The sequence below is a fragment of the Colwellia sp. MB02u-10 genome, assembly GCF_014077185.1.
GTDB lineage: Bacteria > Pseudomonadota > Gammaproteobacteria > Enterobacterales > Alteromonadaceae > Cognaticolwellia.
The window spans coordinates 1-12,077 of the sequence record NZ_JACGVK010000113.1 but is presented as its reverse complement, the minus strand read 5'-3'; the positions used below and the strand labels follow the sequence as shown (position 1 = coordinate 12,077).

8 protein-coding genes are annotated in these 12,077 nt (G+C 35.2%); 1 reads left to right on the top strand and 7 read right to left on the bottom strand.

Annotated features, from left to right (window positions below):
• Window positions 1-7: 7 nt before the first annotated feature.
• The 7 genes from H4J59_RS08240 to H4J59_RS08210 form a co-directional block, all read right to left on the bottom strand.
• Entirely contained in the window at window positions 8-2,593 is a 2,586-nt protein-coding gene (locus H4J59_RS08240; RefSeq protein WP_220469768.1) for an AAA family ATPase, read from the bottom strand.
• Window positions 2,594-3,431: 838 nt separating this feature from the next.
• Window positions 3,432-4,073, bottom strand: a complete 642-nt coding sequence (locus H4J59_RS08235) for a hypothetical protein (protein WP_182238433.1) — start codon at window positions 4,071-4,073, stop codon at window positions 3,432-3,434.
• 384 nt (window positions 4,074-4,457) lie between these two features.
• Entirely contained in the window at window positions 4,458-4,886 is a 429-nt protein-coding gene (locus H4J59_RS08230; RefSeq protein ID WP_220469767.1) for a DUF4124 domain-containing protein, read from the bottom strand.
• Window positions 4,887-5,069: 183 nt separating this feature from the next.
• The gene (locus tag H4J59_RS08225) at window positions 5,070-5,252 is read right to left on the bottom strand and encodes a hypothetical protein (protein ID WP_182238430.1); all 183 of its coding nucleotides are present in this window, start codon (window positions 5,250-5,252) and stop codon (window positions 5,070-5,072) included.
• A 301-nt stretch (window positions 5,253-5,553) separates the two neighbouring features.
• On the bottom strand, window positions 5,554-7,776 hold the full coding sequence (locus H4J59_RS08220) for a DUF2971 domain-containing protein (RefSeq protein WP_182238428.1): 2,223 nt from the start codon (window positions 7,774-7,776) through the stop codon (window positions 5,554-5,556).
• A gap of 497 nt (window positions 7,777-8,273) precedes the next feature.
• Complete coding sequence (locus tag H4J59_RS08215) at window positions 8,274-9,164, bottom strand: hypothetical protein (protein ID WP_182238426.1); 891 nt, start codon at window positions 9,162-9,164, stop codon at window positions 8,274-8,276.
• A 606-nt stretch (window positions 9,165-9,770) separates the two neighbouring features.
• Window positions 9,771-10,295 carry a hypothetical protein gene (locus H4J59_RS08210; protein WP_182238425.1) on the bottom strand — a complete coding sequence of 175 codons (525 nt, stop codon included), beginning with the start codon at window positions 10,293-10,295 and terminating at the stop codon, window positions 9,771-9,773.
• A gap of 847 nt (window positions 10,296-11,142) precedes the next feature.
• Here H4J59_RS08210 and H4J59_RS08205 point away from each other — a divergent pair.
• Window positions 11,143-11,700 carry a hypothetical protein gene (locus H4J59_RS08205; RefSeq protein WP_182238423.1) on the top strand — a complete coding sequence of 186 codons (558 nt, stop codon included), beginning with the start codon at window positions 11,143-11,145 and terminating at the stop codon, window positions 11,698-11,700.
• Window positions 11,701-12,077: the final 377 nt, after the last annotated feature.

Sequence of the window (12,077 nt, the reverse complement as noted above, 5' to 3'; positions counted from 1 at the left end):
AAGTAGGTTACGTTCGCTTTCTATCTTTTTGCAAGTGAGCTAAGTAAACCTTAATGGCTTCTAGATCTCCAGCCACTTCATCAATTGTAAGAAATGGGTGCCCCATACCAGTAGATGTATCGTGACCACTAAAGTTGTTGCAGCATTTATCATAAGCTGAATTAATCGTATCAAAATCAACCTGTGCTATATCGTCTAGACGAGTTAGGCGCTGAATGTGTATACCACGCTCAAACCTGTTAACTACTTTGTTGAGTAATTTTTCTTCAACTAACCTTTCCCAAGCCTCTCTTAGCAAGCTATAAAATGGTCGAGTAGCATCCCTAAACTCTGTTCCAGTTCCACTAGCATCTATATTTCTCAAGTTTTGTAATTTGGTATTTAAAACCCCTATACGTTTGCTAGTCGTTAAAGCGTCCCAAGGTGGATTCGTTCTAACCAAGCCTGCGTAATCTCTCGATCGCTCTAAGCTTATGTAACCGATATTGTCTTGTGATAACCTCTCAGATGCTTCTAGTAGTAACTTATAGAAAACAATATCATGGGTAAATATAATTACCTGCCTTTCTAATGACTCCGTTACTAACCTATCCGCTACTCTAGCACTCCATTGATGACTCAAGGAGTTTACCGGGTCATCAAATATTACCGCAGATTCCCTAGCATCAGCTTTCATTTCAGCTAAAAAGCTAGCAATAGCTATGCATCGTTGCTCGCCTTCACTAGCAACTTTAGCCACTACTGACTCTCCTGAGTTAGATAGGTGTAGCTTGAACTGTTGATGGCCGCCCTTATTCCTAGTTTTAACTTCGATGGTAAACCTATTGAAACCAAAGGCATTAAGCTCTGATTGGAATGATTGCTTTAATGGTTCAATTACCCCATCAGAATAAATGCTAGAGGATAAAGTAGATACACTACGAGTATTACACTCATTTTTTATTTGTTGCAGCATAGCAACAGTATGAAGCCTTTTTATATTACTGAGAATATTATCTCGGTGATCTGCAATGTACTTCCTGTCTTGTATAGCAATCAGATCAGCATCTTTTTGTGCTATGAACTTAGCTTGGTTATCATCGTTAGTAATTTTACCAATCTCTTGATCCAATTCAGTAATTACACCTGTTAAATCTGTATATGGCGAAAGACCAACCCCCTCTAATGAAGCTGGTAGTCTCTTCATTAAAAAAATGTTCTTTCTTTCGGTTAATTGAGTTACAAATTCATTTAATCTAACTTTAAGCCCATTTTTTATGTTTTCCGCCTCATTAAGAGCCGCTTCATATTGAATAACGTTAAGATTTACCGTGTTTACTGCTTGTTTAGCTATTGCCAGTGCTTGAGATGTCGCCCTTGCGTCCTTTGCTGCACTATTTTGTATGAAGGCTTCAAACTCTTTTAACTTGTTGGCGCTGTCTATTCCTATATCTTGCAAACATAATGGACAGGAGTCTCCTGTATTTGGCGGGAATTCAAGCTCTTTGCCTTCTTTCTGGATAAACGCTTTTGCAGCAGCCCATAACTGACTCCATTCAGAGTTGCAAATATTTTCAAAAGGTAGATTAGATAGTGTTTGTAATCTCAATTTATCTACAATTTCTTGCTTAGCAATCGCATCAAGCTCAAGTTGCTTAAGTCGGTCAAATTCTTGTACATTTAGTAATTTTAGTGGTGATGAAAAAAAGTTAGCTAGAGGGGTCAATAACTGCTTTCTACTTAATAAACCAGCCTTAATTTGAGCTGCGGATTGAACTTTGTATTGAATTAACTCGGCTTTTCGAGTTTCAATAGAATCTATCTCTTCTTGAGTTGCACAATGAGTATTAACCTCTTGCTCAGTTTCTAAGCCTGATAGCTTACTTAAAAATACAGATGCAGGACTACCGGATGGTAGGGGAGATATTGATACTAAACCATTAGTCCCCATGGTATCTTCTTCGATCATTCTTTTTATGCTATCAGCTGCTTTAGTCAATTCAGTTAGAAGGTTTAGGCCAACAGGCTTATAACCCAATGTATCTTCACTTGATAAGTAATGATGAGCAGACGCAGTATCAAAGACCCTAATCGACTTAGCATCTTTATCTGGTTTAGAATCCGGAGTCCAGTTAATACTTCGGTTAGACCCATTTACTTCGACATTTAGTAAAGCTTGAGGTGGCTTGTTATTGGTAGAAAAGACATTACCGACAATAGGCTTTAAAGCTCCCCTAGTTAAGCATGCATGCTTTAAGATGGCAGCATAGCTAGACTTTCCAGCACCATTATCACCATAACCAATGGTTAAGCCATTAGGCTCAAAAGCAAGGCACTGTTGCTCAGCTAGAGCAGCTACACCTTTTACACCACTCAGAGTATTTAGTTTTACTGAATATTCTTCTGATGTAAAACCCGTAATATCTATAGGGGAGGTAAAAGAAGCATACTTGGGGTGTTTTGGAACTAGACCGTATTCGCTTTGCGCAGTGTTAAAGAGAAACTGAATGTTATCATCAGTTAAACTGCCATTTTGTAGAGTAATTTTGATAGCTAACTGCCACCAAGTTGGCTTATCTGAAACCCAATCAACTATCCTTTCCACTGGAGTCATAATTTAATCCTTTAATATTCGAAATAAGAATAATTCTAAAGCAGTAAGAAGTGAATTCATATACTAAATAATTAAAAAAAAAGTGTAATAATTACGTTAAATCAATACATTGAGGTAGTCTTTATTTTTATAGTGTAGCTTACTAATGAATTAGAGTAATGCAATGACTGCTTTGGTGGCTCAGGAGTCAGTCATGGTGATGTTCAATCGAGTTGGATGACGCTATGACAGCTATGACTCCTGCAAGCTCATAGAAGCCGTTGGTACTCCATTACTGCATGATAACCTTTACCATCTCCTCCTGATTATACAATTACTAAGCTAATAAGATATACAGTATTTATACAGCACACCAACTCCTGAAAGGCTTTTTAAGTGGCATATATTTAATGAAATACAAATGTGTGCATATGCACAAAGATCGTCTTATTTTGCTTTACAGTGCGTTTAATGAAAAATGATGTTTTTATGTTTTGGTAGGTGTGTTATTATAGGTATCGTGAATAACACAAAAAAAAAGCTACCAAAAGGTAGCTTAATCTTTAATTGATTTTATCATTTCAGATATTTGTATTCGCAAAAATACGGCAAACAAGAAATAACAATAACCAATGTGTGAGAACTGCGTAGTATAGTTATTTTACCTTGTTTGTCAATTTCTTTAATACATAGAAGGTACATATTATGGCAGCAGCCAAAAGAGCAAGAGATGCTAAAAACGGTCAATTCATCCCACTTAAAGTAGCCAAACGTAGACCAGATACTACTGTGATTGAAACTGTTAAACCAAGAAAGAAGTAAAGTTCAGACTTGATAATTGGCTTCTTCGGAAGCCTTTTTAACTTATACTATTTTTATACTCTTTATAAAAATCAAAATCTAACTTTGACCATAACTTCATTTGTTTTCTGGTAAATTTATTAATAACACCTTTTGCAATATGTTTTTTGTAATTATTATTTGATTGTGACCAATTTAATAATCTTATTGCTAAAAACTGTATGCAATTTCTATTAAAATTAATCTCACTAACAAATACTTCAACGGTCTTACATTCAGCTTCTATTTCAAAGTTTAACCTATTTACAGTTTTACTTTCTAAATTTATGTTTAAACCATTAATAGCATCTTCGGCATGTTTATATTCATGAATAATTGTAATTAAATGAATAATATTACCAACCAAAGCGAAACCAGATTCTTTAATATTATTAATTAATAATTTGTTTATAACAACAACAGCAAAGTAATTAGAATTTTTTAAAAAATAAAATGTATATCCACCAGCATTAGATTGTTCTAAATCTAAATCATTTGTGTCAGATTCGGTATTATTCAAATCTACAATTTCGTCAAAATCAATGCTGTTATCATGTAGAAGCTCATAATTATTAAAGCTTTGGTTTTTCTCATTAGTATTGATTATTAATGTGTTTTTAGGTAATAACTTTGAATATAATTCAATTTTCTCTTGTAACATTTAATTTTCTTACTTAAACCAATATGTTTTTATTATATACAATTATTTTTTAACTGTAATTTTCTTCGAAGCTTCAATAATTAATTAGTAAGGACTATCACTAAAATCAGCATTAAGTGTTTGATGACGAATGACCGCTGTGGTGGCTCAGAAGTCAGTCATGGTGATGTTCAATCGAGTTGGATGATGCTATGACAGCTATGACTCCTGCAAGCTCATTGCTGCCAGTGGTGACTTATATCTGAAAATTCACTTATGCAACTACAATAAAGTCGGACTAAATACAGTTACTCCATTAAAAATCAAAATAGGGATAGCTGGAGGCATTGCATCCGCTGGCTCTCCGGGCTAGATGTCCCGTACAAGAGATTGAAGTCAGAAAAACTATCTACTCCAATTTACAACACACCCTCCTTCAAAATATACATATGACCCGTGAGAATAAACCCATTGTTCAGGACCATAAGCGCTGGTATTAACTCTACGAGGAGATCCCATAACATATCTAATTTCGTTTTTAGTCATGCCGTTCTGGGCTTTCCATGCCTTTTGTAAATAATATAAGGAGTAGTCGCCACATAACTCAATTTCGGCTTTTACTTTTTGGAAAAGCTTACTCTTTCTTTTTTTAAGATATTCTGACCAGTGATCCGATTGCTTTGCAGGTGGAGTAACTTCAATAACTTCACTATTTTCTGAACATGATTTATCGGAGAAAATCATGTTGCCATCCTTGTCTGTACATTTAAATACAGATTCAGCAAATGCATTTAATGAAATCAGTAATACCAATAAACTTAAAACCTTCATCATACTTCCTTGTATTTCTAACAACTTAATCAGAGGAAAGCTTCCTCATTTCGTAACTTGGGAGAGAAGTCCACAACACTTGTCTTGCCCCATCCAAACAAATGATAACTTTAACGTCGATTTACGCCCTACAAAAGATCTTCATTGAAGTTTATACTTATGAGCACTGCTTATTCGCTAAAGGTACTATGACACCTTTTGATAGCAGTCTTGGTGCTGCTCAACATACATATTTGCCAATTCAATTGAGCCGAAATAATAGTCTAAAAGTTTTTTTCGCTTTTGTTTTACAAATGGAGGGATATCTTCGTTTTGAATGATTTCTAACCATGTTTTGACTAGAGTCCATGGTGGAAGTGGTTGAGTCATACTGTCATCCTTGCAGTTATTGAGATCAAAATAAGATTAGACGATGACTAACTATCATGCCAACCACAGGGTAAAATAAATATATTCATCTTACAGTTTATGGCTATATACTGGAAGTTACACCACCGTGATTCCTAACGTCAGCTTGAAGCTCATTGCTGCCGTTCATATTCAATTTTTGAACGTTCATAATGAGCCAACAACAAATTGTCATTTAAAAGCTTCATACCTTCAAAAATAACACCCATTGTGATTATGGGGTACTTCCTCGATCCCCCAAGTTTAGTATAAAACTAGTTATTTAATTTATAACCTCGTATTCTAATTCGAAAAAGTTCTTTTCTGATAACATAGCTCTTCTTAATTCAATCTTCGATAAATTATTATCAATATTTTCATTAAGACCACTGATGATGCTTTGTATCAACTTTATTGTACTTTCGGGGAACTTATAACCTACTGTGATGCTTTTTATGTAAGCATTAGCTATATCGCCTGTTTTATATGGGTAGCTGGCTTTTTCGTAATAAATTTTATCCCTTTTATATGCGAATAGCCGAACTTCCTTTTCATATGACCAATCTTTGTTTTTGGTAAGCATATATTGATTGAATAAGTAGCGTTCTTTTTCTTTGTATCTTTTGATGGTGTGAGAGTAGTTCACTTTATCAATACCAACACCATCAGGTAGTTCACCTTCAAAGTAATATTCCACCATAAGCCCTGTATGATTCTCAGCGTAATGCGACCACATTAGCATTGAATTCTCATTATTTGAAAAAGAAGCCAATCGGAAGTTGGGACGCAAAAATAAATTAGTTTTATCAGCACTCAAGTTATCGTATGGTAATTCAATTGGATCATTAAGTTGTTCAGAAGATGCTAGATAAAAATACCCATTAACTAAAGCGTCAAGAGTGAACTGGTTGAAAGGGTAGTACTTAAATAGCGAATTCCCATTTTGGGATGTAGATAAGGTATACCTAAAGTGACCTGCAATACTCTCATTAAAGTTATCTATATATTCATTGTATAAAGAGTCTGGAATAGAGTGTTCTGAACGATTTAGACAAGATAAATAGTTTGAGATAATAACATCATTCAGCTCTCCGCTGACTTTCATTGAGTCAATAGCCGATTTAAAATGCGTTAATGCTGTGTCAACTTTACCTTGCCTTTCATAATATATCGCTAGTAAATTAGAAACTGACATCGAAGGTTCTAGCTCTGTTAAAAGCGAAGGTGCTTCATCGTGCCTGTTAGTATCAATAAGATAAGATGCCAATCTAGTTTTATCATTTTCGCTTAAAGGTTCATCAATACTCTTCAACTTTTCTATTTCTGTATTAACGACATGCTTATCCCATTTATCCTTCAGTGATTTAAGCTTTTCTACAATTGAGTCATGGATGTAATGGTTTAATAGATCATCATGGCTCAGATATTCATCGGCTTCTTGATACAAGCCCATATGTTCAATCGGATGAAGGTCTTCTTTTTCAACTAGATAAGTTTCTAATACCTTAATATTTTTTAATATCAAATAGGCTAAATATAATGGGTTGCAACTAGATTTTATAAAGAAATTTTGCTTATTAATGGCTCTTTCATATTCTTCATTTAAATCAACGCCTAAATATAGTGATGACAGTAGGTAATACAGCCTTAGTTGATTGTTAATTTTTCTTGGTTCTTCAATTCCGTCCTCTACTAATGAGATGACTTCACTATATTCCTCTGCCTCGAATGCGTACTTTATTATTGCCTCTTTAGTTGGGTTCATATTTCCTTTTTTTGCTTCTTTCCTCACTTCTTCATAAATACGTTTAAAGTCACCCTCAAGATATTTAACACTTTCAAAGTAGTTTGATTTTTGAACTGCGTACTCAAAATCAATACATCCTTTATCAAGATATAAGTCAATAATACTTTTACTGACCCATTCCTTTTTATTCATGAGATTAATGCCACTTTCGAGGTCGTCTAGATAGAAATAGCAAATCAATAGTAAAACGTGACAGTGAGAAACATTTATATCAAGGCATATTCTTTTTAATTTCTGCCAATCTGCCTTATCAAGCTTTGCTTCTATCAAATGCGGAGCATATGCATTGAGAAGGTTATGTGAAACGAGATTAAACCTCTTTGCTTCATAGTTTATTTTAATTGCAGCTAGGAAATAAGAAATGTCTCTTGTTAAATCGTATAAATTCGACAGTATATGCGAGTCATTCTCATCGTGTTTTAGTGCTTCCTTGAAATAATAGGTTGGTATTTTACGCTCATTGGGATAATTAAACAGTTCGCGCGCTATGTCACCTAAGTAGCTGTACGAAGAAACATAGCTCTCTTTTTTATGTAGGATTTTATTGAAAACCTCAGAAGTATCTTTACCTTTTAAATCTAGTAAGAAAAAGTAAAGACCTAGGTTACTATTATCTTCAGCCCAATATTCTTCCTTAGATAGATATTCTAAACTAGCAAACTTTTTGTTTTTGAAATTATTTTTAATTTTACTGTCCATACCATTTCCTTTGATTGGATTTAAAATCAATCATACTTTTAGTGTCATATGTGAGGCTATATAGTCACTGTCAAATAAGCTAGGCGTTTCTATAAATATTATCTGATGAGTAGAAAATCATACCATGCGATTATAACTATTAGAATGACTTTTTATGGTACGAAGTTAGCGTTCAATGCAATGCAACCAGTGACTGCTTTGGTGGCTCAGGAGTCAGTCATGGTGATGTTCAATCGAGTTGGATGATGCTATGACAGCTATGACTCCTGCAAGCTCATAGCGGCCAGTGGTGTTTAATCTTAGAAAGCTAATTTTGCCACTAAAGATACGATAACTGATACTGTTAAATTTAATGTTAATAACTCTTTCGTGCGCTTGGTAGAAGTGATTTAAAGATAAATAGGTTTATAGCAGCCATAATAGTTGGGTTTATATGACTGTTTACTATAGCTACAGATAAGCGTCACACTTTTTCAATAAAGAATAATTAATACAATTTAGTGGCATAATTGATTAAAGTTCGAATCAGTATTAACTAAAAAATCTTGATTAACTAAGGATAACATTCGCTCTTTAGAAATAAACTCATTAGGAATACTAAATATTTTTCTTTTACTTATTTGAGCTTTCATAATAGATTCACAATGATTTTTATAAAAAAACTCATTGAATTCTCCACTCTCGATTAGTCGTAATAATCCGACTTTTATTCGCTCAGCTATTAATGGTTTTTTAGGGGTGATATAAAAATATGTGGCTAAAGGTATATATAATAAAACATTTTCATCTATTATTAGATTGGGATGTGTCGATTTCTGAGTATCTAGCTCTCCATACACTTCATTTATGCCTCTAGCAAAAGTTGAAAATCTATTCTTACTTAACATTCCAAATAAACCATTATAATCAGAGCCTGTAATCACATTAAAGCCAGCTTTCTCCAATACTCGTTTAGTAGACCAATTTTTACCAGAGCCAGTAGATAACGTAAATAAATCTTCTAACTTATTAACATTATTAATTAATTTCGAACTTTGCTCATTAACCATAAATAATCTGAACCCTTGGATCCCTTTGCGAATAGGGATAGGGACTACAATTAACTTTTCATCCCATTCAGGCTGAGGTGCTTCAGCCATAACCTGAATATACTCCCCTGAAATTAATTCAAGCAAAGTACGACTTCGAGTCATGTAACTTAAAGATTGTTCAACTCTACCATTACCAAATTCTGGCGTTACACTAATTATCAAAGATAATAAATCGTACGTATATTGGTAACGAGTATCTAAAGTTGATAAGGGCTTATTAATAAGTATGTTATTTGCACAAACCAAGTTTGAAAAAAAAACTATTAAAATAATAATAAACCGAATTATGAAAATCATAATTTAAAAGTATCCATATGGTATAGCATGATACCCAAGACTTTAATCTTAGCATTACTAATTAAAGTAGCAAGGGTTAGTTATTGAAAGTATTAGGAACTTACTGTCGAAGATGAACATCTATCTTAGGTATAAACTAACTGTCTGCTTTATTGGTTGTGGTGTATATAAATTGTTTCCGTTTAAAATCATTCCATAAAGTCAGCTGTTATCGAGCATTTGACTTTAAAAGCAAGCAGTAGCTAATGTATTCAATGCGCATGAAGTTAGTATTAATTATTTGATGATGAACGACTGCAATGGTGGCATTGTTCACACTCAGGCTGAGTGACTTACTGGCAAAAAGCCATCATCAAAAGTCCCATGTACTCATCAGTGGGGAACGTCCGCTATTGTATCTTAGTTGCCATTAATTGAGGTGATTATTACTTGTGATTTTAGACCGCTTTGAGCGAATTCCAGACTGTCAGGGTCCCTTGCACTTATTACCGATTCACTGAGATAGCGGGCATTCAGCAGCATCAATTTAGGCATGTAATTAATAGTCAATTAACATCTTAAGCACGTGCGACGCTAGCGGCGTATTACTGGCATAAATTGTTAGGCTTATTTTGCTAACCTCAAATATTCTTCCAGCTTTATCCGAGAGGATCTTAAGGCTTTAATTGCATGCTTCCCTTCGTCAATAAGATTATCACTACCTCTTACATTGGAAAGATCAACTTGCGACAGCCAAGATTTTCTTGATCTTAAGGAGTCGCTAAGAATTTGTTCTAACTCAGAAGCATTCTTGGATAGAACAGCTACTTTATTGCCAATATCTTCCAATCTTTTGCGTGAAGATTCGGTTGATTCTCTTGCTTCCGCGAGAGTCTCAGCCAAATTTTCATAGTATATGTTAGGGTTTTCTAATATAAAAACTAAATCCTCTTTACTTCGTTCTACTCGAAGTAAATCCCTATGTAATTTTGCCATCTGTCCAAGGGTGTAATCTCGCTCAGCTTCCTCGCCGAGCTCAATAAGGCCATCCATCAACTGCTTGAACTCGCTTTGGAACTCTTCCCAAGGTCCCGCTACTGAAACTGAGGGGTAGAACAGAAATAAAAATATAAGTAAATTTTTAATTTTCATCTTTTTGCTTCCTTAGTTGTCTTACCACTTTGCTTATTCCAATGCCCAAAATCAGTATTGCCACACCAATTGGAATAGTTTCAGCTGGTGCGCCAAAGTATCTCACCGCTAGGAATGTGCTTACGAGTACAACAACAAAAAGTCCGAAATATCCCTGATAGTTCATTTGCCACCCAGTAGTTTGTTGATGCGGCACCTAAGAAAGGCGTATTGTTTTTTTACTTTATTCGACAGGCATACATTCTGCCTTCGACTTAACTGGTCGAAAGCAGATTTCTCTGTGAACGACACCCTATTTAATTGCAAATGATTATTCGTTATCTATTCGTATTATTTCAATATGGCACATTTACTACGATGCAACAAAAAATTAGCTATTCGTAGAACGCATACTTTGATAGTAAATGTAAACGTCTGCTTCTGCTAAAACCGCTAATAACTCATGACTGGCGGGTATTGGCACAAACTGCTAATTGACGCCCTTCGAATCTAACGCTACCGGCTTCAATCACTGCAAAGAGCGAAAGCTGATCGGGGAGTTCGGTTAGTTGGTTTGCATGTGGGGCTGCCATCTACAGTCAAATTTTTGTAACTGAATTTACCGTTTTAAAAAGCGCTGACGCAAATGAATGTATCAACTTATTCGCTACTGTTGTCGAATTCACCTATATTTACCGGAGCTTATTAACCCGTTTGTTATAACTGACACTGCATCACAATTGGTAACCGCCGCGGTGGTCATCGCTAAGACTCGAATGAGAATCTTACAGAGAATCAAGCTTTTACGGCAGCAGTCGTTTCTTATTTCAACATGTAAATACGATTATTAATCTAAGGAAGATATTTTATGTTTACTCGCTTTTTACTCGTCACAATACTCGCAAGTTTAATCGCTACACAGGCGTTTGCCCAATCCAGTGCCAAAGATAAATTAATACAATCTCAAAAAAAGGCCCCGATTAATAACACTGCACAAGATCCAACAAGTTTAGGCACGCCCATTCCTAGCTTACCATCATTGTCGGGTAAAACTTGGAACGAATGGATAGTACCCGGAAGTGAAATCGGCAGTAATTCTCCTGCCCAAAACACCAAAGATACTCTGTCAGTTATCAATCTAGGAGATTCAGAAGTCGGAGCAACGGTTGAATGTTACAACGGCATTGGTAAGCGAGTTTTGAGTAAGACGCTATCCATAGGCAAACACGCAAGGGGTTTTGCCAGTGTGAAACTGAAACCCTTTACTTCGTTTGGGTGGTGCAGGGTATCTGCTGATAATCCGATAATGGTTTATTATTCGCGATTTGTGTTTGAGAAAGGTCAGCATTCCGATGAAAATACTGGAATTAAGTATAGGACATACCATTCAGAAACAGTTTTGGCTATTCCATTCCCGAGTGAGTGAAATATGTTCGAACGGCGAGGTTATTGCTAGTACTGCCGAGAAAAACAGATACACAGAACGGCGCTACAATTATCATAAGTAGTGGTAAGGGGCTATATGAGATCTTCGAATATAAAAAGCCCGCTTGGTGATATATAAGGCTATCTAAATTGGGGGCTTCTAGAATCGCTAACTCCAAAATTAGTATTACTGTGAACGGCTGCTATTGGCTAATAGTTGTCATAAGGCTCAACTAATATCCTATGACCGCTTTGGTGGCTTTGTTGACATCTGGTCAGTGAGTATTAGAGTATTATCCATCTAGCTAAATATTTATTACACAACTTGTGAAATATAGTCTGTTTGATTCTAAGCCGGACCTTGCAGTTTTAAATTCA